22 protein-coding genes and 2 tRNA genes are annotated in these 23,360 nt (G+C 37.7%); 11 read left to right on the top strand and 13 right to left on the bottom strand.

Annotated elements, in window-relative coordinates:
* Positions 1 to 39 precede the first annotated feature (39 nt).
* The 8 genes from B2W36_RS17590 to B2W36_RS17555 all read right to left on the bottom strand — a co-directional run bounded on the left by B2W36_RS17590 (position 40) and on the right by B2W36_RS17555 (position 12,962).
* Positions 40 to 1,629, bottom strand: coding sequence for a peptide MFS transporter (locus B2W36_RS17590; protein ID WP_293888978.1), 1,590 nt, complete (start codon positions 1,627 to 1,629; stop codon positions 40 to 42).
* Positions 1,630 to 1,712: 83 nt separating this feature from the next.
* A complete protein-coding gene (locus B2W36_RS17585) occupies positions 1,713 to 3,287 on the bottom strand; it encodes a peptide MFS transporter (protein ID WP_293888976.1) in 1,575 nt (524 codons plus the stop codon).
* Between the two features lie 237 nt (positions 3,288 to 3,524).
* Complete coding sequence (locus B2W36_RS17580; protein ID WP_293884622.1) at positions 3,525 to 4,415, bottom strand: TIM barrel protein; 891 nt, start codon at positions 4,413 to 4,415, stop codon at positions 3,525 to 3,527.
* A 21-nt stretch (positions 4,416 to 4,436) separates the two neighbouring features.
* Positions 4,437 to 5,165, bottom strand: a complete 729-nt coding sequence (locus B2W36_RS17575; protein ID WP_293884621.1) for a (Fe-S)-binding protein — start codon at positions 5,163 to 5,165, stop codon at positions 4,437 to 4,439.
* A 20-nt stretch (positions 5,166 to 5,185) separates the two neighbouring features.
* A complete protein-coding gene (locus tag B2W36_RS17570; RefSeq protein WP_293888975.1) occupies positions 5,186 to 6,484 on the bottom strand; it encodes an MFS transporter in 1,299 nt (432 codons plus the stop codon).
* A 10-nt stretch (positions 6,485 to 6,494) separates the two neighbouring features.
* Positions 6,495 to 7,814, bottom strand: coding sequence for a D-alanyl-D-alanine carboxypeptidase (locus B2W36_RS17565; RefSeq protein ID WP_293888974.1), 1,320 nt, complete (start codon positions 7,812 to 7,814; stop codon positions 6,495 to 6,497).
* 123 nt (positions 7,815 to 7,937) lie between these two features.
* Positions 7,938 to 9,674 (bottom strand): RagB/SusD family nutrient uptake outer membrane protein, encoded by a 1,737-nt coding sequence (locus tag B2W36_RS17560; RefSeq protein ID WP_293884618.1) that lies wholly within the window; start codon positions 9,672 to 9,674, stop codon positions 7,938 to 7,940.
* Positions 9,675 to 9,695: 21 nt separating this feature from the next.
* Positions 9,696 to 12,962, bottom strand: a complete 3,267-nt coding sequence (locus B2W36_RS17555; protein ID WP_293888972.1) for a SusC/RagA family TonB-linked outer membrane protein — start codon at positions 12,960 to 12,962, stop codon at positions 9,696 to 9,698.
* A gap of 430 nt (positions 12,963 to 13,392) precedes the next feature.
* Here B2W36_RS17555 and mqnC point away from each other — a divergent pair, with 430 nt between their 5' ends.
* The 3 genes from mqnC (at position 13,393) to B2W36_RS17540 (ending at position 15,402) form a co-directional block, all read left to right on the top strand.
* Positions 13,393 to 14,517, top strand: coding sequence for a cyclic dehypoxanthinyl futalosine synthase (mqnC, locus tag B2W36_RS17550; RefSeq protein WP_293888971.1), 1,125 nt, complete (start codon positions 13,393 to 13,395; stop codon positions 14,515 to 14,517).
* Positions 14,518 to 14,526: 9 nt separating this feature from the next.
* Positions 14,527 to 15,087: an SMC-Scp complex subunit ScpB gene (gene scpB, locus B2W36_RS17545; RefSeq protein WP_209578859.1), complete on the top strand. Its 561-nt coding sequence runs from the start codon at positions 14,527 to 14,529 to the stop codon at positions 15,085 to 15,087.
* A gap of 153 nt (positions 15,088 to 15,240) precedes the next feature.
* Positions 15,241 to 15,402 (top strand): hypothetical protein, encoded by a 162-nt coding sequence (locus B2W36_RS17540; protein ID WP_209578860.1) that lies wholly within the window; start codon positions 15,241 to 15,243, stop codon positions 15,400 to 15,402.
* Positions 15,403 to 15,494: 92 nt separating this feature from the next.
* Here the strand turns inward: B2W36_RS17540 and trxA are convergent, their stop codons facing one another.
* Genes trxA through B2W36_RS17525 form a run of 3 tightly spaced genes read right to left on the bottom strand, consistent with a single transcriptional unit; the run spans position 15,495 to position 17,378 of the window.
* Positions 15,495 to 15,791, bottom strand: coding sequence for a thioredoxin (trxA, locus tag B2W36_RS17535; protein WP_209578861.1), 297 nt, complete (start codon positions 15,789 to 15,791; stop codon positions 15,495 to 15,497).
* Complete coding sequence (locus B2W36_RS17530; RefSeq protein ID WP_293884615.1) at positions 15,791 to 16,522, bottom strand: rhodanese-like domain-containing protein; 732 nt, start codon at positions 16,520 to 16,522, stop codon at positions 15,791 to 15,793. Before B2W36_RS17530 ends, trxA begins: the two co-directional genes overlap by 1 nt.
* A gap of 7 nt (positions 16,523 to 16,529) precedes the next feature.
* Complete coding sequence (locus B2W36_RS17525; RefSeq protein WP_293888969.1) at positions 16,530 to 17,378, bottom strand: glycoside hydrolase family 25 protein; 849 nt, start codon at positions 17,376 to 17,378, stop codon at positions 16,530 to 16,532.
* A gap of 67 nt (positions 17,379 to 17,445) precedes the next feature.
* Here B2W36_RS17525 and B2W36_RS17520 point away from each other — a divergent pair, with 67 nt between their 5' ends.
* The 7 genes from B2W36_RS17520 to B2W36_RS17490 all read left to right on the top strand — a co-directional run bounded on the left by B2W36_RS17520 (position 17,446) and on the right by B2W36_RS17490 (position 21,072).
* The gene (locus B2W36_RS17520; protein WP_293884613.1) at positions 17,446 to 18,330 is read left to right on the top strand and encodes a bestrophin family protein; all 885 of its coding nucleotides are present in this window, start codon (positions 17,446 to 17,448) and stop codon (positions 18,328 to 18,330) included.
* A 95-nt stretch (positions 18,331 to 18,425) separates the two neighbouring features.
* Positions 18,426 to 18,510: transfer RNA gene (locus B2W36_RS17515), tRNA-Ser, on the top strand.
* 229 nt (positions 18,511 to 18,739) lie between these two features.
* Positions 18,740 to 18,880 (top strand): hypothetical protein, encoded by a 141-nt coding sequence (locus B2W36_RS17510; RefSeq protein ID WP_209578865.1) that lies wholly within the window; start codon positions 18,740 to 18,742, stop codon positions 18,878 to 18,880.
* Positions 18,881 to 18,889: 9 nt separating this feature from the next.
* Entirely contained in the window at positions 18,890 to 19,381 is a 492-nt protein-coding gene (locus B2W36_RS17505) for an RNA polymerase sigma factor (RefSeq protein ID WP_293885078.1), read from the top strand.
* Positions 19,368 to 19,964 carry a hypothetical protein gene (locus tag B2W36_RS17500; RefSeq protein ID WP_293888967.1) on the top strand — a complete coding sequence of 199 codons (597 nt, stop codon included), beginning with the start codon at positions 19,368 to 19,370 and terminating at the stop codon, positions 19,962 to 19,964. The genes B2W36_RS17505 and B2W36_RS17500 overlap by 14 nt, the downstream gene beginning before the upstream one ends.
* A 248-nt stretch (positions 19,965 to 20,212) precedes the next feature.
* Positions 20,213 to 20,297, top strand: a tRNA-Ser gene (locus tag B2W36_RS17495).
* A gap of 241 nt (positions 20,298 to 20,538) precedes the next feature.
* The gene (locus B2W36_RS17490) at positions 20,539 to 21,072 is read left to right on the top strand and encodes an ExbD/TolR family protein (RefSeq protein ID WP_293885080.1); all 534 of its coding nucleotides are present in this window, start codon (positions 20,539 to 20,541) and stop codon (positions 21,070 to 21,072) included.
* A 202-nt stretch (positions 21,073 to 21,274) separates the two neighbouring features.
* Here the strand turns inward: B2W36_RS17490 and B2W36_RS17485 are convergent, their stop codons facing one another.
* Positions 21,275 to 21,841, bottom strand: coding sequence for a hypothetical protein (locus B2W36_RS17485; RefSeq protein WP_293888965.1), 567 nt, complete (start codon positions 21,839 to 21,841; stop codon positions 21,275 to 21,277).
* Positions 21,842 to 22,028: 187 nt separating this feature from the next.
* Here B2W36_RS17485 and B2W36_RS17480 point away from each other — a divergent pair, with 187 nt between their 5' ends.
* Positions 22,029 to 22,421 (top strand): group III truncated hemoglobin, encoded by a 393-nt coding sequence (locus tag B2W36_RS17480; RefSeq protein ID WP_293888963.1) that lies wholly within the window; start codon positions 22,029 to 22,031, stop codon positions 22,419 to 22,421.
* Between the two features lie 122 nt (positions 22,422 to 22,543).
* Here B2W36_RS17480 and B2W36_RS17475 read toward each other — a convergent pair whose 3' ends face one another.
* The gene (locus tag B2W36_RS17475) at positions 22,544 to 23,212 is read right to left on the bottom strand and encodes a sterol desaturase family protein (RefSeq protein WP_293888961.1); all 669 of its coding nucleotides are present in this window, start codon (positions 23,210 to 23,212) and stop codon (positions 22,544 to 22,546) included.
* Between the last annotated feature and the right edge of the window lie 148 nt (positions 23,213 to 23,360).

Here is a 23,360-nt window from a genome sequence, read left to right as displayed (position 1 = left end):
TCAGCCCACGCTTCTTTTTAGACGGATTCCCTCACGAAATTAGTTGATACCATGCATCATTTTTTTCAATATCGGATTGAACGCAATCAATAAAAGCGCAGTAACACCTGGAACTATAGCAAATATCATAAAGAAATAAGACATAGAGTGCTCTTCTGTGATTTTATCGATATAAGAACCTAAAAACCCGCCAATGAAATTTGCGATTGCGGAAGCACAAAACCAACATCCAAACAAAAGGCCCAAAAATTTCTTCGGAGAGAGTTTACTTACGTAAGATAGCCCGACAGGTGATAAACAAAGTTCTCCTGCAGAATGGAAAAAATAGGCGATAACAAGCCAAACCATACTGACTGATGCTGTTTTAGCCCCCTGTGGAATGTCATTGGCGCCATAAGCTAGCGCGGCAAATCCAATACCGACTAATATCAGACCCAGTGCAAATTTTACGGGGCCAGAAGGATTCCATACCTTTTCCCAGAATTTACTGAAAGAAGATGCAAGAGAAATAATAAAAAATGCGTTCAATATTTGAAACCACGAAGCGCCAACTTCCGAACCTGTTATACCGATCTCGCGAAATATTTTCCATAAACCCAAGCCCCAGATAATACCGAATGAAATTGCTGTAAACAAAATTGTAAGCGGATACTGTTTATATATTTTTCTAGCCAATGCTGTCAAAACAATCGTTACAATTACGATAGGTACAATGGTCAAAATTGTATCAATCCATTTAAACGTAATCGCTGAACTTCCTGACAAGACACGCTGCGTGTAATCCTTCGCAAATATTGACATCGAACCGCCAGCCTGTTCGAAAGAAAGAAAGAAAACCACGCTGGCCAACATAAATATTGTAACAACGATAAGGCGGTCTCTAACAACATTTCCAGGAATAACCTCATCAATATCTTCATGATTTTTGACCTTTTCGTCATGATGAGCCTGTAACGCTTTAGGCGTATTACCGATAATACCAAATATGCGCTGTCCAAAATAGAATTGTAGCATGCCGAAGAACATAAATACTCCAGCTAGTCCAAACCCATAATGCCAACCTATTTTTTCACCGATATAACCACATAGGAGCATTCCCAAAAATGAACCAGCGTTGATACCCATATAAAAAATTGTATAACCTGCATCCTTCTTTGAACTTTTGTCTGGGTATAGATTTCCTACCATCGAAGAAATATTAGGTTTAAACATACCATTCCCTAAAATCATTAAGAGTAATCCTAAATAGAAGAAATTTGAATGGACAGCTTCAAACGCCATAGACAAGTGTCCTAATGTCATAATCAATGCACCAATCAAGATAGCCTTCTTAAAACCAGTCAATTTATCCGCAATCATACCACCGATCAATGGAGTCAGATAAACAAGACCAGTATAGGTCCCATATAACTTCATCGCCTGCGCATTGCTCCATTCCCATCCACCGTCAGCGATCGTACTGATTAAAAATAAGGTCAATAAAGCCCGCATACCATAGTAGCTAAAACGCTCCCACATCTCCGTGAAAAATAGTACAAATAATCCAGCGGGATGCCCACTCACCATCTTGTCATCTATACCCTGCTTGGCCAGATGCGCTACAAGAATTTGATCTTTTTCTTGATTCATATAATTTCAATAATTGTTTTATAACTCAGGTTTTGTTTTTATTTTGATAAAAATTGCTTGAAGATACACTAATTTTCTATGAATTAGTCAATTCCATGCATCATCCTTTTTATTTTTTTATTGCCTAAAACAAGGAATACTGCCGCTATCATCGGTATCACTGTAAACACAGCAAAGAAATAAGACATGGAATGAGATTCGGTAATCTTATCGATATACGACCCAATAAAGCCTCCTATAAAATTAGCAATAGCATTGGCGCAAAACCAAAAACCGAACAGTAATCCAAGGAATCGCTTTGGCGACAGTTTACTAACATAAGACAATCCAACCGGACCTATACATAATTCGCCTACTGTATGAAAAAAATAAGCTAAGACCAGCCAAATCATACTGACTGAGGCAGCTTTTGCACCAGTGGGAATCTCCGAACTACCAATTGATAAAGCAGCAAAGCCGACGCCGACCAATGTCAAACCCATTGCGAATTTAATTGGCCCAGAAGGATTCCATACTTTTTCCCATATCTTACTAAATGAAGTCGCCAGTGTAATTATAAAGAAAGAGTTCAACATCGGAAACCATGATACCGTAACTTCAGAATTCATATCATAATATTCGCGATAGACCTTCCATAAACATAAGGACCAAATGATCACAAAAGAAATACTGGAAAAAAGTATAATCAAGGGATATTTACGAATAATTTTTTTAGCCAACACGAACAAGACACCAGTGATAACTACAATAGGCAACACGGTCAACGCAGCATCAAACCATTTAAATAGTATCGCTGCATCCCCACTCAACACCCGCTGTGTATAATTTTTAGCAAATATTGTCATTGACCCACCCGCCTGCTCAAATGCTAAGTGAAATACAATACTTGATATCATAAAAATAACAATCACCAACAAACGATCACGAACGACATGTTTCGGATTTTCTACCTTATTTACTGCGTCATCGGTAAGCTCTTCCTTCCTTTCTGGGGTATTTCCAATTTTTCCAAAAATCCGTTGGGCGAAATAAAACTGCAACATACCCAAAAACATAAATACACCTGCTAAACCAAATCCATAATGCCAACCAACCTTTTCGCCGATGTAACCACAAAGCATCATTCCTAAGAAGGCTCCTCCATTTATTCCCATATAAAATATGGTATAACCGGCATCCTTTTTGCCCCCTTTATCGGGATACAACTTACCAACCATGGATGATATATTCGGCTTAAACAAACCGTTTCCTAGAACAATAAGCACCAGACCTGCTAAAAAAAAGCTTTTATTAAACCCTTCTAAAGCCATAGCAATATGCCCCAAAGTCATAATTATAGCACCGACCATAATGGATTTTCTATATCCTGTGAGACGATCAGCAATAATTCCACCAAATAGCGGAGTCAAAAACACCATTCCGGTATAAAGACCATAGAGCTTCATCGCCTCTGAATTAGTCCATCCCCAACCATGTTGTGCAATAGTAGAAACCAAAAAATTCACTAAAAGCGCCCGCATACCGTAATAGCTAAAACGCTCCCACATCTCCGTGAAGAATAATACAAATAATCCGGCGGGGTGCCCTTGTACCAATACATGCTCCGCCCCTACTTTTTCCAAATGGGTTTCTAGAACAGCATTCTTTTCAAAATTCATGTTTTTTAATAGTTGTTTTTCAAAATGTGGTAGTGTAATTTCCATTTATTATTTCATCATCAGCAAATGGAAAACTGATGACCCTCTATATAACCTTAATCTCATAGGATCAAGTAGATATCAGACCAACCAATGTCTAATTTAAGCCCTGTAAGACACAAAGAGGTAGATGAATAAACGTCCCTTATAACAGTCAAGTTCTCTCCATCTATTGAAAAGAACTTGATTTATTCATGATTAAATCAAAGGACGTAAACGTTCCAGCAACCTTTTAGTCGCAAAGATCCCCTCTTCCTCGCTCAACTTACTTCCCTCATATTCAATACCAATGTATCCTTTGAATTTTGCTTTCTTGATGATCTTTAACATACGCTCATAATCAATTTGCGTTTCGTTGCCGTTGGCATCAAAATCATGTGTTTTGGCGCTGACACCATGCGCATAAGGCATCAAATCTGTGACGCCCTGATAACGATCATATTCATAGAAGTTTCCAAGATCAGGTAAACTTCCACAATACTTACTACCGACTGCTTTTAGTGTATTGGCTAACCAATCACCATGTGAAGAAATACCACCATGATTTTCTACAATAATACTGATTCCTGCTTTTTTGCCTATATCTGACAATGCGGTCAGGCTTTCAACAACACGTTTACTCACTTCCTCAGGTGCCCCTTTACCGGCAGCATTAACGCGTATGGCGTGACATCCCAGAAAATTAGCTGCAGAAATCCATTTATAGTGATTTTGCACAGCTTGTTTTCTCTTGGTTTCGTCTTCATCACCTAGATTTCCCTCACCATCAATCATAATGAGTACATTACGTACACCATTATCTTTAGCACGCATATTCAGCTCGGTAAGATAATTATTATCATTCGCCTTATCTTTAAAAAATTGGTTCACGTATTCTACACCATAGATACCATATTTTTTTGCAGCCAAGGCTGGAAAATCCAAATTATTCAAATCTCCTTTGAATAAAGATTTATGCAAAGACCATTCCGCCAGGGAAATATCAAACCAATCTTTCTTCGCTGCTGCAAAGCTCTCCAACGAAGGAGCCAATGCAATCCCAGCAGATGCTAATGCAAGGTTTTTAAGAAAATCTCTTCTTGAATTCATGTGTTTAGATTTATGTGTTATTTAAATATTTCCCCAGCCAGTGCTCAATACATCCACCAGGTGCATGGTCTGAATAGGTAATTTATGTTTATCGATATAAGATTGCAACTGCAGTAAGCAAGATGAATCAGTCGATATGATGTAATCCGCATGCATATCCAAAGCATTCTGCACTTTCTGTTCAGCCATCGCAGCCGATATACCTTCGAATTTTACTGCAAAACTACCACCAAATCCACAGCATGTCTCACTATCTTTTACCTCTACCATCTCCAAGCCCAAAACCTTACTCAGTAATATTCGGGGTTCATCTTTAATCTTGCATTCCCGTAATGCCGAGCATGAATCGTGGTATACGGCAACTCCCTCCAATTCAGCCCCAAAATATTCCTTTTTCAGAATGTTTACCAAAAAATCAGATATTTCAATAACCTGTTGTTGTATTTTATGACATTGATGAGAATCTGCAGAATTAGCGAATAGATCGTTGTAACCGTGCCTTACCATCCCAGTACAAGAAGCAGACGGAGAAATAATAACATGCTCGCCTGAAAAATCTCTTAGAAATTTCCGTCCAACCTGCTTTGCATCTTCCCAAAACCCAGCATTGTATGCCGGTTGGCCACAGCATGTCTGCTCGGGATTATATACAACCTCACAGCCAACTTTTTCCAGTAAACGAACAGTATTAAACGCAGTCTCAGGATAAAGCTGATCTATAAAACAAGGAACAAAAAGTTCTACTTTCATATTAAATTTGATCAATAAAATTAAGATTTATTGGATACTAAAATCCGTACCAAAAGTAACAATCCAATTACAAAAAATAAAGAAAGAACCAATGCTGAGTACCGAATATTGTGTGTTATTTGTTCTATAAGCCCAAATGAAAATAACCCGATGACAATGGCTACCTTTTCTGTAACGTCATAAAAAGAGAAGAAAGCAGTGGTGTCTTTGATATCAGGTGGAATTAGTTTCGAATAGGTTGAACGTGAAAGCGACTGAATTCCGCCCATGACTAGACCTACCAGTGCGGCAATAATATAAAATTGAAGCGGAGTCGATAAATAAAAAGCTGATATGCAGATTCCGATCCAAATCATTACTACCACTATCAATACTTTAATATTTCCAAACAGTGTGGATAAATAAGACATTAAAAATGCCCCTAAAATGGCTACAAGCTGAATAAGAAGAATCGTGGCAATCAATCTTTCCGCACCTAAGTGCAGAATTTTCTCTCCGAAGGAAGAAGCGACAATCATTAAGGTCTGCACACCAATCGCGTAGAAGAAAAATGCCGGCAGAAACTGTTTGATTTCAGGAATACCTTTGATCTTTTGAATCACGTGTCCAAATTCATCCCGTACGTTCTGTATGAAGCTTTTACCTGTAGTATTACCAGTAGCCTCAATTTTGGGTAAATATTTAAATGGAATCATAGAGAACCCGAGCCACCATAATCCAACCATTAGAAACGATATGCGTGCTGGTAAAGAGGCGTCTGTAATACCAAACCATCCTGGTTTAAGAACGACTATAAAACAAAGAATCTGTAATGTAACGCAGCCAATATAGCCATAAGCAAAACCTTGCGCGCTCACTTTATCCTGTTGATCAACAGTAGCTAAAAGTGGCAAATAGGAGTTATTAAACAAAACACCGCCGATATAACCCATTGCAGCAAGCACAAAACATATGATACCGATTTCCAGCGTATCAAGCTTAAAAAAGAATAGGCACATACATGCCATCGCGCCCATATAGGTAAAGAATTTCATGATCTGCTTCTTCTTTCCATTTGCATCGGCGTACGAAGAAATAAAGGGCAAAGAAAAAGACATCAGCAAATACGCAAAAGCTAAAGAAAAATTGGAAAGTGCGGTATTAACCACTTCAATTCCAAAGAAACTGACAACATCTCCATGCTCTTTCGTTGTAGTAATTGCTGTATAATAAACTGGAAATATTGTGGAAGTAATAACAAGGTTGTAAGCAGAATTGGCCCAATCAAACATGGCCCAAGAACGAATCAATTTTTTGTTGTTTTTTACAATTGCTTCCATTTAAATTGGCTTAATAAGTTTGACGAATATAAGTAATAATTTTAGCCATTTCTTTACGAATTGCACTTGCCCGATCATCAATATAATTATTGTTCATAAAAGAAAAGGCCATTCTTCTTCCTTTCCGTGTAATGAGATAACCGCTTTGATTATAGACAGAGGTAATAGTTCCGGTCTTAGCAAAAACAAAGGGTTCACCAAGATCTTTGCTATAGGTTCTTCTCAGCGTACCATCTATACCTCCAGCTGGAAAAAGGCGAAAGCGATCCTTCTCATCAGGTAATTTATTTTTCAGAAGAACCAACAAATCCACATTATTTTGCGGAGTAACCTTATTATAGGAAGAAAGACCTGATCCATCAAATAGGGCAACCTCGGCTGAAAAATATTTATAAACGTTATTCTTCATCCAATCCCGCACCAAGTAGGTATCAAATTGGCCAAACTGCTTCCACGAGCACATCATTAAAAACTGTTCAGCAATAAAGTTATCACTGGGCAACATCATTTCACGAATGAGATTTTTTGTTTCACATGAATACAATATTTTTGTATCGTTTGGTTTTGTATAGGTCAGGCGATTTACCTGCTTACCTAGTGTATCCGACAACAATTTCACAAACAAACTATCCGAATAAATAAAAGGGACTTCATTGACATAATCATTTGGTACTGGACGTTTAGACATCCAAAAATTATTGCTTCGAAAAGAGCGTGAAAGCTCGAATTCACCTTTTTTAGGCTCAGGCAAAAAATCCAGGTCTTTCTGAAAAATTCTGGGAGAGGTATTTAAATGATTGTATCCCCTTTGACGAAAAGTAACCACGTTTCCATAGATGGGAAATGTGCTTATTTCAGGCTGATAATAGGCTTCAAAATCCTCCATTGCCCAACCATGTGCGTAGAATTTATTTCTCATAGTACCGGCAACAAAATAAATCGTTTTATTTGTTCTTTTCAAAAAATCATAAACCACCCTTGTATCCAAACGATTATGCAAAAAAGTCGGATCTCCTGTTCCCCAGATTAACAGCGAATCTCCGGGTTCAACATACTCCAAACCTGGTATCGAATCACCCAACAGCGCCAAAGCAGCATAAGTAGTATACATTTTAGTGTTGGAAGCAGGTATGAAATGCTTGCTGCCATTAACATCCATGACAAACTTATCAGCATTTAAGTCATACAGTGAAAATCCGTAGAAATGATCATCTAATATTTTGGATTCCTGAAGCATATGGTAGACGTCTTCAAAATCCTGGGACTTAACAATAAGGGTAGAAAATAGGACAAGCCAAAGCAGTAATAGCGTACGCAGGAAATTTTTCATTGGTGTAAACATACAAAAAAGAGTAATAACTCCATTTCTCCTACTGCCAAAATTCAGATACAAATCCTATAAAACAGCAAAGGGAGGATTTATTTCCTCCCTTTGCATTTATTATGTCAGCTACTAGTAGCCCTGATTTTGTGTTAGACTACCATTACTTTTATTTATTTCCTCTTGTGGAATCGGGAAATAAGCATTTTTATCCGCATATGCTTTGCTCTTAAATACAGGGAGTATACTGCCTTCAAATTTTGCGTAATTTGCAATAACCTCTTTCGCTATACCCCAGCGTACCAAGTCGAAGAAACGATGACCTTCCATGGCTAGTTCTAGTCTTCTTTCAAATCGAACAGCTTTACGCGCCTGATCGGCACTTGTGAATGCCGGATAGGGTTTAACCTCGTATTTCGCAGCGGCGACTCCGCCCCCGGTAGTCTTAGATGGTAATTGTGCCGCACGAAGCCGAATAGAGTTAACGTATTTTAAAGCATTTGGAAGATTACCCAATTCAACCTCACACTCAGCAGCCATTAAAATTACGTCAGCAAGTCGAATAATATTCACATCAAGATCGGTTACATAAGCAGCACCGGCCTGTGTATGAGCAGCATGTTGACTTTTCGGAATCATCGTTTTAATACCCGTAAATGGACCACCATGCGGACGACTTCCTTCCTCCGGCCTTAGCCATGCGTCACCAGGAAACTCCCCATAATCCAAGAAATTGACACCGCGGCGACCAACGGTATAATCAAGCCGTGGATCAAATTTTAAGTTCAAATCCAATTTATAATTTGCTATAGCGGTTTTATCTGTCAACAAGATATCAGAAGTATATGGATTCGTACGATAGGAATCATCTAGCATCGGAAGTCCATTTGCATCTACCTTATATGCATTAACGAGATCAATTGAAGGCTGGTAGAAACCACAGCAGCCAACAGGGTTAGTGCCATTAAGACCACTGAGCATATCACCCACATTCGCATTATCCCCACCGCCATCAGGATTGATGGCATGCTTAGCCACTAAAAGCGCTTCGGGTCCATTTTCCTTATTGACATCATAATTATCCTGGAAAGGCATTGTTGTGATGTCACGGCTTCCAATGACATCCTTAAATAAAGTCAGAGCCTCAGTATATTTTTTTTGATAAAGGTATAGTTTACCCAAATATGCTTTCGCAGTACGTTGATCCATTCGTCCACCTTCACCATTGATCTTGCTATCTGGTAAATTCGCAATAGCAGTCTTTAGATCACTTTCGATCATAGGTTGTACATCCTTATCATTTTTGACAACTTTAGCCTCTTCGATGCTTGTATTTTCGTCTACATATGGAATATTTTTAAAGATACGCCACAGAAAAAAGTAGTAGTGTGCACGCAACAATTTCGCCTCACCCTCAATTTCTTTAGCACGCTCTGCTTTAATCGTTTTGCTACCGCTTTGATCTTGGCTCAACAAACGCAGTGTAGTATTTGCACGAAGTATGCCTTCATAATATACCTGCCACATGGTGCTTAGGTTGTCGTTAGAGGAAATCGTAGTAAAAGACTCGATCATATTCATGTTTGGCTGATCGGTGATTACTGATCCCTTGTGTGCATTATCGGATGTAATTTCTCCGAAAATCCATTGGCTTGGCGCCGAACCATAGTTCCCCCAAGTGCCATTTATATTACCGTTCATAATTGCATAGGCACCAATCAAGGTTGCTTCTACCCCTTTCTTTCCCTCAATCTGCTCTTCGATCAATTGCCCTTGAGGATTTTTTTCCAAAAAGCCTTTACTACAGCCAAGCATACCTAAAGTCGTCAGTCCTAACAAACTGTATAATTGAATAGTTCTCTTTTTCATTTTAATTGCTTTATAATTCCGTTAAAAACCTAAACTTACGCCCAACATGTATTGCCTAGATTGTGGGTAAACCCCAAAATCAACGCCAAGTGCTGGATAATCCGATGGTGTTGCTGATACTTCCGGATCAAGACCTTCGTATTTTGTGATGGTGAATAGATTTGTTACTCCGACATAAGCTCTTAATCTTTTCACGCCTGTATTTGCACCAAAGAGTTTATCTGTAGAGAAATTATAACCAATCTGTAAGTTTTTCATCTTAAAGAAGCTTGCATCCTGTACGAAATAGCTAGAAGAGGCATACTCATTAGCCGAAACTTCTTCTTTCGTTTGCGATGGAATCATACTTGATGTATTGGTTGGACTCCACGCATCCAATACGCGTACACTCTTTTGACCATCAAAAACGCCAAAATCCGTAAAGTAACGTGTTGCCTCATAATTCTCATTTCCCTTAGAACCATAGAAGTACATCATGATATCAAAGTTTTTGTAATTGGCATTGAAATTAAGCGAATACGTAAAATCCGGGTGAGGGCTTCCGATAACGGTATTATCTTTTGCGTCAATAATACCATCACCATTCACATCTTCAAATCTAAACCCTCCAACACGCGCTTTCTCGTAAGAAGGGTATTGGGTCAGCTCCGCTTCGTTTTGATAAATCCCCGCTACCTTAAATCCATAGAATGCACCAAAAGGTTGACCTGTTCTTAAAATAGAGGTTTCCATGCTTCGGAAAGCACCGTATACCACATCGTTGATACCGGGTGCCAAACCGACAATTGTATTTTTGTTTCTTGAGATGTTTGCTCCAATATCGAAGTTGAACTTGTTCGGGTCAGTTTGTTTATGATGATAATTCAACGAGAACTCCACCCCTTTATTTTGCATATCGCCAATATTTACATAAGGCGAAGCCGCCCGACCAACAGCTGTCCCTGGTAGTGGCAATGCAAATAACATGTCTGAAGTTTTCTTATTGTACCAATCAAAAGCACCATCAATCTTCCCTTCCAAAATTGAGAAGTCCAATCCTAAATTTAAGGACGCCACCTGTTCCCATTTTACATTCTCATTTTGATAGTCACTGACCCACAGACCACTTACTAATTCATTATTTATTGGATAAGAAGCCGAATTAATAGAAGTTGCATAACGCTTTAAATATTGATATGATGGAATACGTTGGTTTCCTGTAATACCGTAACCTGCTCTTAATTTTAGATCATTTAACCAGCTTGCACTTTTCATAAATTCCTCTTGCGATATCCGCCACGCACCACTCACCCCAGGGAAAGTACCATATTTGTTCTTGGATCCGAAGTTTGACGAGCCATCCCTTCTAACTGTTCCACTTAAGATATAACGATCTTTATACGAATAATCGACCTTTCCAAATATGGAAAACAAAGATCCCAAAGCACCTTCACTTGCTGCCGAATTTTTAGAAGCCTGGCTCACATAAAAGAAATCCGTACTGTTTGTAATAAAGTAGCCATTTCCATTTCCTTGAACCTGGCGATAGGTATTATCAATAGCCTCAGTTCCCAACAATACATTTAAGCTATGGGCATCATTAAAGTTAGCCTTATAGTTCAAAGTATTTGTCCAGGTCCATTCCGTATTATAACCTGAGGTCTCTGACGATGCACTGTTTGCGCTACCCTCTGTAAATTCCAGATTCGGGTAGGTATAACTTAAATTGTAATAATTCTCATATTTGACACCAAAGCTTGTTCTAAATGTTAATCCTTTTAATATATCATACTCTCCAAAAGCATTGCCAAAGAAGAAATTGCTTTTGTTCACATTATCTTTCGCGCGGTAAGCAATTGCTACAGGATTCTCACCATTTCCCCAGCCGCCTCTAGAGCCTGCAAAATTTCCGCCTTCATCATATACCGGAATAATATTCTTAATACGGTATGCAAATCCGATCGCACTACCCTCACCGATATAATCGCCGGCTGTATTTGTATTTACACCGACGCCATGTCCTTTAGTCATGCTATACTGCATATTTTCACCAAAACGCAGTTTTTTATTAAAAGCGGAAAAATTCGTATTTGAACGTACATTAAAGCGTTCGAATCCCGTATGGATAACTGTTCCTTTTTGTCCCAAATATCCTCCGGATACGGCGTAAGAGGCATTTTCGCCGCCGCCTACTGTATTTAACTGATAAGATTGTGTCGGCGCGTTCTGACTCAATTCTTTGAACCAGTTTGTTCCTGCCTTATTCGCTTTGGTAATTTGATAAAATTCCTCTTTGTTATCCGCATAATTATATTTGGACATATCGGCATCTGCTGGCGTTACTTTGTTGCCCGAGACAGCACCAGCCAACAAATAATCAGGTAGCGGATCCTTATTATCATTTAGGTTATAAATCTGCTGTGGGCTTAACATTTTTGGGAAACGGCCGCTATTAGGCACCTGAACACCGTAATACGAATCAAAATTAATCTGTGGTTTGCCAGATTTGCCAGATTTTGTGGTAATGATGACTACACCATTGTTGGCACGTGAACCGTAAATTGAAGCTGCCGATGCATCTTTCAATACCTGCATTGTTTCAATATCATTCTGATTCAACCAGCTCAATTTTCCTTCAAATGGAACCCCGTCAATTACATAAAGCGGTTCGTTATTATTAATGGTACTATAACCTCGGATTTTAATCTGCGGAGTAGAACCTGGAGCACCATCGGTCACAACTTGAACCCCTGTCGCTCGACCTTGTAAAGACTCGACCGCACTTGCGGCTGGAGTAGTTTTTAATTGGTCCGTATTGACGACAGCGACAGATCCCGTCAAATCCTTCTTACGTTGCGTAGAATAACCAGTCACGACGACTTCTTCTAATGCATCTTGAGAGGCTGTTATCGAAATGGCAAGATCAGCTTTCGACGAAACAGTTACTTCAGTACTTTTGTACCCGATATAACTTACAATAAGCACATCGCCCACTTTTCCCTGAATGGTAAATGCACCGTTCTCGTCGGTAGACGTTCCAGTGCTGCTCCCTTTCACTTTCACAGAAACACCAGTGATACCTTGACCTGTCGAAGCATCTTTCACGACCCCTTTAATAGGCGTCTGTTGTACGCTTTTGGTTTTCATCAATGAAACGACTTCAACTTTGCCATGGTTGGTTAATCCACTGGCAAATCCATGAGTGGTCATTCCTCCCCCAACGAGAAGAGAACTCATAAGCAGAAACCTCGTATTGAACTTTTGGCGCAATATGAGATCAAAACAATTTTTGTCCGCTTTTTTCATCATAATTTTACTAAATAGGTGGTTTAAAAAATTTATGTTTATTCTTTAGTTATTTAAATTGATATTGGTTTATATTTAGTTTTCGGTTATTTTTTTAAGCACAACAACAGCGACAGTCCGTTCTTGCTATCAGATTTAGATCCCCTGGTTATTTATTTTTTTTCTAATTTGGTTACTAAATAGAAATGTTAAAATCTGTTAAATAAATGTAAAGAATAATAAATGTAAAAAAAAAGGAAAAATACCAATTAATTCACAAAACTCTATAAATCAAGTTATTGTATTTTATACACTATCTTAAATTGCAATACTATTGTTACACTAACATATGCTTCTATTACGTAAGTCAGTAGGTTTGTTAAAATTCAATCTAGACGTCAAATATTGTACAAATAACTTTAAATAAGCTAAAAGCTCCTTATATTTGTTATTGATGAATGTAAGTAATTTATTAGAACGGGCGCTCCGATTCGAGTTCCTATCCAAGGAAGAGGGCATTTTTTTATATCAAAATGCACCTACAGCTGATTTGACTTTCGTAGCCAATGAATTGCGTAAAATACAGGTACCCCATGGTAAGGTGACCTGGCAAATCGATAGAAATGTTAATACAACAAATGTGTGTATTGCAAATTGCAAATTCTGCAATTTTTTCCGTCGTCCCGGACATGAAGACAGTTACATCACCGATATCGAAAGCTATAAACAGAAAATAGAAGAAACTTTTAAATTCGGTGGCGACCAATTGTTACTGCAAGGTGGTCATCACCCCGATTTAGGTATTGAGTTTTACAAGAATCTTTACCGGCAATTAAAAGCGCTTTATCCTTCCCTAAAACTGCATTCTCTTGGACCTCCGGAGATTGCGCATATTTCCAAATTAGAGAACATGAGCCATATTGAAGTATTGACTCAATTGAAGGAAGCGGGTTTGGATTCTCTACCTGGAGCAGGCGCTGAGATCCTTAATGACCGTGTTAGGCGTTTAATCTCAAAAGGAAAATGTGGAGGTAAAGAATGGTTGGACGTGATGCGGGCAGCACATAAAATAAATTTGCCTACTTCAGCTACTATGATGTTCGGTCACATTGAAACAATAGAAGAACGTTTTGAACACTTGGTATGGATTCGTGAAGTCCAGGATGAAAAGCCAAAAGAATCGCATGGATTTATAGCATTTATTCCTTGGCCCTTTCAAGATGACGGCACCTTGCTAAAGAGACTCCGCGGCATTACGAATAACGTAACAAGTGAAGAATATATCCGTATGATTGCTTTAAGCCGGATTATGCTTCCTAATATCAAAAATATACAGGCTTCTTGGCTCACAGTCGGAAAACGTACCGCACAGTTATGTCTGCACGCCGGAGCGAACGACTTCGGCTCAATTATGATCGAGGAAAATGTTGTTTCAGCAGCTGGTGCGCCACATCGATTTACATCAAAATCTATACAGGAAGCAATTTTGGAAGCTGGATTCACTCCCCAACTACGAACACAAAAGTATGAGTTCCGCGAATTACCAGCTCATATGGTCGAACAGGTCATTAACTATTAATACGCTACATTGAAAGACGTCATAAGAAATATTGAAGCAATTATATTTGCTTCTACAGAAGGAATCGATCTTGCCGATATAAAACAGATTTTACAAGAAGCTTTAGCCATCGAAGTATCCAGAGACGAACTGCGTGACTTGATAAAAAAAATTGAAACCAAGTATCAGGATGAAGATGCTGTACTCGAATTACGCTACATTAACAATTCCTACCAGTTTTTGACAAAAGCGCTGTACCACGAATCGATTCAGCAACTTCAAAACCACAACAATAAACGAAAATTAAGCCAATCGGCTCTGGAAACACTCGCGATCATTGCTTACCGACAGCCCATCACAAAACTGGAAGTTGAACAGATTAGAGGTGTCAGCTGTGATTATTCCATTCAAAGACTTCTTGAAAAAAAATTGATCAAAATCGCCGGAAAGGCAGATAGTATAGGAAAACCATTACTTTATGCAACTAGTCCACAGTTCATGGATCACTTTGGAATCAATGGTGTCAGAGATCTCCCACAAATGAAAGATATCGTCACAGAAGACAACGCTATCGGCGAAACAAATGAATAAATAAAATAAAATAAATTTTTATTTTTAAAATACAACTCAACACATTGATTAACAGAAAAATAAAGTGCAATATTTTTTTGAAAAAAAGTTTTGAAAAATAGTTTTCTTCTCTAATTTTACAACATTAAATAAGAAACAATAAAGTATTATTTTATGAACACGGCAACTTTAGCTAACGAAGATTTTGAAGAAGTAAAATTCGCATCTTTTAACGGTCCTGATGACGATGATGATGATTTCGATGATGATTTCGATTTACCTGAAATCGACCCGATTGGAGGATTGGATGACTTCGATGATGAAGATGAATTTTAATATTTTAGTGTAATATATCACTACCTATTAAAAACACCAGAGTATCATTAAAAGATAAGGCGTCCAATTTGGTTGGACGCCTTATCTTTTATTTACTTTACCTGATCGATCAATTTATGTAGCTCCATTTTGGGAATCATTCCGCTCTGTCGCCATACTTGCTGGCCATCCTTAAACAGAACGAAAGTAGGTACGCCACTTACCTTAAAAATCGAAGCAATTTTTGAATTCTTGTCCACATCAATCTTTATGATAGACAAATCGTCTTGATAAAATTCCTTAAGATCCTGTAAAATCGGCGCCATAGTCTGGCAGGGACCGCACCAAGTCGCAAAAAAATCCACCAGAACCAGCGAATTTGATTGAATAATCTGGTCAAAAGTAGCCATTATTGATTCTCCTTTTCTTCTTTTTTCAATGCTTTATATCCGCCTTGGATATTGCATATATTTTTAAATCCTTTCGAACTCAAAATAGATAAAGCTATTGTACTCCTGTATCCCGATTGGCAATATATATACAACTGCTCATAATCTTTTCTAAGCTCAGAACCAAAATTAACTAAATCTGTTAAGGGAATATTCATTGCATTGTCAATATGTCCACTTTTAAATTCTTTCTCTGTTCTTACATCTACAATATGACCCTCAACTGATTTTTTATTAAATTCCCTCGCTGTAATAGTACTTAAAGACGCTACCATCTCTTTACTCTTCCAAGTTTCAATCCCCCCTTCCAAAACTCCAACAATATTTATATACCCTAACTTTATCAAATGATCAATGACAGCCTCATTATTTTCCGAATCAGTGATTAGCAAAAACTTTTGATCTTTGGTGGGGAAAACTTGCGTCAGAAAATGATCAAAGGGGCCTTCAAAACTAATATTAATCGAATTTGGAACGAATCCCTGCAAAAAATCATCACAATATCGGGTATCAAGCACCTGAATATCATCAACACTACAAAGCTTTTTAAACTTATTCAATGTTAATAGAGGCGGATTGGAAGGGATTTGTTGTTGGATACCCGGGCGGGATTTTGGTTTTGCCTGCAATTGCTTTTGATTACACACTGATAAAAAACAAACGCAAAATAGTGAGATAAAAAATCTATACATATATTCTTTATTTAAAAGGAATAAGCAGCTTTTCCAATTCCTCAATTTTACCATTATATATATTAAGGTCAACATTGCCCTGAATCCCTCGTACGGTACCTTTCTCAGAAAATTGCCAGAAAGTCCAATGCTCTTTGGGGTTCTCAACCCAAAAATTGTAATTAGCAATCCATAAGGTATAAGCTGCAAATTCCTTTTCCAGAAAATCACTATAAAACTTATCTCCTGAGTAAAGAATTGGTTTTACCTTATAATGGGCTTCTACTTCATCAAGCCAACGTCTTAGACCAACTTTCAAACTATCCATAGATTGTTGTTTGGGATGCTCCTCAATATCCAAAACTGGCGGCAGATCTCCAGCTTGAAGTTTAACCTTACGAATAAAATTTTTAGCCTGCTTTACTGAGTTCTCGTTGGGTCTGAAATAATGATAAGCTCCTCTTAAAACCGCCCTATTTTCAGTTTTACTCCAGTTTCGGCTAAACTTACCATCGATTCCTCTCTCCCCCATCGTGGCCCGGATAAACACAAAGTCTATCGGAAAGTGATCATTGATTGTGTTTACATTTTGCCAATCTATTTCTTCCTGATAGGCAGAAACGTCAATGCCAAACACTTTATCGTCATGCTTACTCATAATCTCAATATTCCTGATATCGTATTTAGCCTCCTTTGTTAACGACTTATCCTTAGAACTAGCCACACGGAAATAATAGATAATTCCAGCTCGATAATGCCACAAGACAAGACATAGAAAGAATAAAAACATTCCTGCTACCATCCAAATCCACTTAGTCTCTCGACCCGGGCCTCCTTTTGTACCTGTTCTTTTTGTTTTTGATCGCTGTTGCGCCATAGCACGATGAAGTTACGGCAATAGCAATTAACTCGCAAAATTTTCGCAACAATTTATATTTTTGTATATGATCGTATACAACCCCAAAGACTGGCTTTCAGCAACTTTCAAATTACACAAATCAGACACCTTTAAAAAGTTACTGCCATTCCTTGTTTTAATTGCTTTTTATTCCTGGGCGATAGCCTTTGTAGAATTGGAATTCCTTAAATTAAATGAAAAGAGTTGGGTAAAGAATATTACCATCGTCCACAATCTCCTTGGTTTTGTCATATCGCTCTTACTTGTTTTTCGTACAAACTCGGCCTATGACCGTTGGTGGGAAGCCCGAAAACAATGGGGAACTTTAACGAATGTCAGTAGAGCCTTGTCCTACAAATTGAATGCAATGCTAGAAACAGATGATAAGGTTAACCGAAGTTTTTTTAGGAAAGCAGTACCGCTATTTGCTGAGACCCTTTATGATTTTTTAAGATCGGACTACACCAAGTTTATGCTAGATGAAAATGAACATCCCGAATTGAAGGCATTGGATAATAAAAAGCATGGACCAAACCAAGTGTCCAATATGATCTTTCATAAAATAAACGATCTTTATAAGGCCGGAACCATAAGTGGCGATCAACTTATTATCCTCAATGAGGAAATAGTTGCGATGACAAATGTCTGTGGTGCCTGTGAACGAATTAAAAACACGCCGATACCTTTGGCCTATAGTGCATTTATTAAGAAATTTATTATTTTCTATACCATGACCCTGCCCGTAGGTTATGTTTTTTCGATTGGTTATTTTGTTGTAATTGCTGTACCGTTTATCCTATATGTTTTGGCGTCCCTCGAATTGATTGGAGAATCCATTGAAGAACCATTTGGTATAGATCAAGACGATTTACCTATCGATAAAATTGCTACCAATATCCGAAAGCATTGCCATGAAATTATACCTGCATAAGCTTTTAGAAAAATAATCTAGCTCATTTTCAAACGCTAAGCCTATCTCCGAGAAATAAGTTTTGTAAATCTATTCAGAATTTCTACTTTTGTCGCGGAGAGTTGGCAGAGTGGTCGAATGCGGCGGTCTTGAAAACCGTTAACTGTCACAGGTTCGGGGGTTCGAATCCCTCACTCTCCGCAGAAAAAGCCTTTCAGAAATGAAAGGCTTTTTGCATTTTACATGGTTCGGACCAAAGGCGTTGCCCATAGCTCAAATAATTTCATCTCAGATAAAACCTTCCGATACTAATCCACTTCCCTGATTCTATTATTTTTATTTTGCTTTTTGTGTAATAACTCGAATACTAGCACATCTAATAGACATAATATTCCAGACAATCAAGATTTCTAATTTTAAAATCAATTTTATGAACATTATATTTATGCGTATGAGTGAAAATCTGCTTAGTCATTTATTCAATCTGATCAAAGTCATAATCCTTGCGACCTTGCCGAAGATTCGGAGTACAACCTTTACGCAAAAATCACTGAACTGGATACAATTTTAAAATAATCCAATGACCAGCAAAGAGAATTTTGAGATTATCTATAAGGAATATGCGCCGACTATTCGCAAACTATGTCTCAGTTATACTGGAGACCGAGATAGCGCTGAAGACTTAATCCAAGAAACATTTATCACCGTATGGATGAAGATTGACAGTTTTCGCAATGATGCTAAGTTAAGCACCTGGATTTATAGAATAGCAATCAACAATTGCCTGATGAACTTGCGGAAAAAGAAACATGTCGAAAAAATATCTGACAGAACCTTCATTGATATTCCTGACGAAACATCGGATGAAAAAGTGCAACAAATCGATCTTCTATACACATGCATAAGTAAGCTAAAAGAGGCAGATAGAGTATTAATCACATTGGTAATGGATGAAAAACCATATGAAGAAATAGCAGAAATTACTGGGATTACAGAAAACAATCTGCGTGTCAAAATTCATAGAATTAAAAAAGAATTAACAGAAATTTTCCATAAATATGCAAGACTTTAACGATTTAAAGCATCTTTGGAAACAAGATGACCAGAATGACATCCTGCCTCAGATTAAGCTGAGTAGAATCAAAAGTTTCCGTCAGGTACTGATCAGGAAAGAGATAATAGGTGCAATTTTATTATTAATCACTGGCATAGCCATTATTGCGTTAGTCTATTTTCTTGACTTTAGACATAAGACGCTAACCTTGTATAGTTCCCTCTTCATTGTATCTTTACTCTGTTTTACACAAGCTAGCTTAATGCTTACAACGGCAAATAAAATTAAACAAATCAGCGAAACGGCTATTCCAACCGAACACCTGCTGCAATGGCGGCAATTCAATATATTTAGAAAGAAAAGAATCCATTGGAACCTGCCTATTTACCATATACTCTTAAGTATAGCACTCTCAATCTATCTTTGGGAAATTCTACAAGGAGCTAATTCTACGTATTATCTTTTGGCTTACCTGCCTACCTACGGGTGGATATTATTTTCTTATTTCTATATCGGCAAAAAGCAGATTGCAAAAAATGATCAAGATATTAATGAAATTATTTCGCAATTAGAGGAATTGGAAAGGCAATTTGGTAATTAGAAAAGCTTCCTTATCACTCTTGTGATGGACTCGTTCAAATAAATAGAATAAAAATCTCGGATGCAAAGCATATGCTGTCAAAAGCTCCTTTGGATAGCTCTTATAGTTTATTTGGCAACTTAAAAAATTCAAAAATAAACAGCTAATATTCAATAAGATTACCTTTCAAAAAATTGCCACATCCATTTAGCTAAAGAAAAATGCAAAATAAGTTTTGTAAATCTATTCAGAATTTCTACTTTTGTCGCGGAGAGTTGGCAGAGTGGTCGAATGCGGCGGTCTTGAAAACCGTTAACTGTCACAGGTTCGGGGGTTCGAATCCCTCACTCTCCGCAGAAAAAGCCTTTCAGAAATGAAAGGCTTTTTGCGTATTACGCGGTTCGAACTTAAGTTGCGAGCAAAAGTTAGAACAATATCATTGCCTTTTCAAACTCCTGATATGGAACATGATTCTTCAAAAACCTGGAAAGTTTGCACAAAAAACCGCATTTTCCAATAAAATCTATGGAATCTTTCTACTTCCGACATCATACTTCTGAGTGACAACAACAGTGTTAACCTAAAGAAGACGACCATGGCAGAATTAAACCAAAAAACACCAGAAACGGGAAAGAAAAAAATAAGAAGCAGAAAAATGGCTCCTAAAGTGGATCTGACTGCAATGGTAGACCTCGCCTTTCTCCTCATTACATTTTTTATGCTGACCACAACTTTAAACAAACCGTCAGCAATGGATATTGCTATGCCAGACAAAACCAAATCAGAAGTAGAAAGTCCAATTCTGATTGATGAAAATCGTACAGCAACACTGATTCTAGGCGAAGGAAAATTTATGTGGTATCATGGAGATTATAAAAAACCTATCAGCTCTTCAAAAGTAGCGGTAAATATCGAGAAAGAATTATCGACAGTTATTGCACAACTAAAAGCAAAGATAAGTACCATGCCCAATACGAAGGATATGATTGTATTGATTAAACCTAGCAAAGAAGCACGTACAAAAGACCTTATTCAGACGATAGATCAATTAAAGAAACAGCGCATTTCCCGTTATGTGATAAGTAAAACACAAATTGAGGAAGAAAGAAAATTATTGGCTGCACTCTAGTAGAATTAAGGTTTAAATTACTTCAGCCAACCAGCCCCATGAGTGTAGCCTATCAAACCAATTCTTCTTAAATTAATCGATTGATATTAATAAGTGCGCAGACTCCGTTTCCCAATGAACTATAAGATAAAACAGGTCTACCGAAAGATCGTGGCATGATGATCTTTCGGCAAATCCAAGACATTAAATTCATAAGTGTCAATTATCTTTTATCAAGATTCTCCCAATAACGTTCCACATTTTCCCTCACCTCTACTGGTAAAGATGAATAATTTTCAGAATACGTTGTCTGACTATAACCATCAGCTTCTTCAGCACGAAGGCGATAAAACTTATTTTTGTACAGGACTAAACCAATACAACTGAGCTGCTTCTGGACATTATCCTGTGGATGTCTTGAATAGACAAATAACGCATCCAATTTTCCATCTTTATCGGCATCAAAAAAAGCCTTTCGTGATTCCCAAACCGATGTTATTACCCCCACTTCAGAAATTGTCTCAGCAGTTACAACCTTCCACATGCCGTCGACTTGCTGAAAATGCTGCACATAAAGATTATCAGGATTTGCGCCACGTTCGTCTTTTGAAAAAACAATGTAATTATCTTCCTTAGACGTTTGGATACGCTCCACTTGCAATACCCGTTTGCCCTTAAATGGGAAATTAGAGGCCTGAAAATTTTCCTTATTGATCGAAATTGTTGTAATCTGCGCTTCGGCAGTATAAAATCCCACTGACAATAGGATTAAAAAGACGTACTTTCCCATATGTTTTCCCTTAGTATGGATTCAATTTACTGACAATAAAAGGAAAATACAAAATTTTAGCCAGCCTTCTTTACATCCGAGTGATATCGCTCTCCATAAATGTTACTATATTTAGGGTATAAAAAAACACGATGAATAAGTTTTTTACCAACATTTAAATCTTATTCAAAAGCTAGATTGTACGTTGATGAAACAGGACATCCAAACTCTCGATGACATTAAATTATTAGTAGATGAGTTCTACCGTATAGTGCGTAGCGACACAACGATAGGACCTATTTTTCAGGATCGTATCCAAAACAATTGGCCTGTACACCTCGAGAAAATGTACACTTTTTGGCAAACGCTTCTATTGGATCAACACAGTTATTTTGGCAGCCCTTTTCCTCCGCATATGAATTTACCCATAGAAGAAAAACATTTCGCCCAATGGCTCAAACTATTTGAAGCAACGGTGGACGACTTATTTGCTGGTGAAAAAGCACAAGAGGCAAAATGGCGTGCACAGAAAATGGCTCAGATGTTCCAGTTCAAATTTGACTATCTAAATGCTAATCCCAACAAGAAACCTTTAATATAAAAAGCTTTAAAGGCAAGCATTAAATAAATGCTACCATAAAAAATAATTACAGAAGAATTTTTAGAAAAACATAAAAGGCCCTTGGGGATAATCCAAGGGCCTTATCAGGGACAAAACCAACTTTATGCTTTTTCTTCTTTTAATGAAGAGGTTTCTTTTTTAGACTCTTTTTCTTCAAAGCCCGAACGTAGGATTTCATCCCATAAGGAAGAGCTTACACCAAATCCTTTTTCCGGATCAGAATAATGGTGCAACATGTGATGTTGCTTGATACGCTTGAAAATACCGCTTTTAAAATTAGCATGATGCATCGCATAATGACATTCGTCATAGATTAAATAGCCCACCATAAAACCTGAAAAAAAGCAAGCCAGAACAAATTCATCTGAGAAAAACAATGTGAATCCGAGATACACCAAGGCGGCAAGTGGGATACTCGCTGACAGCGGCATCACCAAGCGCATACGGTCCCTAGGAAAATCATGATGCACACCATGGAAAATAAAAGCGACTCTTTTCCCCCACTCCGTCGTGGGATGATAGTGAAATACCCATCGATGTAGAGCATATTCAAAAGCAGTCCAAAAAGCCAAGCCAAAAACAAAATACCCCATGTATGTTAAGAAGGGAATATCTCCCCAAACTAAAGCTTTGTACGAAAAGAAAGCCACCACAGGTACATAGAAAATCAAAGGTACACTCCAATGCACTTTCGTCAATGACTCCAAAAAGTCATTTTTGAACATGCGCGTAGACTCCGTTGAATTTGAAACATAATTACGCTTCGCCATAATACTATTTTTATTATTATTCCCTCACAAAAATAACTATTTTAGACACAAATGAAGAAGGTTTCTGACTAGAAAAACAAAACTACTGACCTTTTTAATAAAAAGGTTAAACAATAATTACTTTAAGCATTGGGCTAAACCCTTTTTA

Source organism: Sphingobacterium sp. UBA3549 (genome assembly GCF_002376635.1).
Classification (GTDB): Bacteria; Bacteroidota; Bacteroidia; order Sphingobacteriales; family Sphingobacteriaceae; genus Sphingobacterium.
The sequence above is the reverse complement of the archived record's forward strand: the minus strand, read 5'-3'. Positions and strand labels throughout refer to the sequence as shown.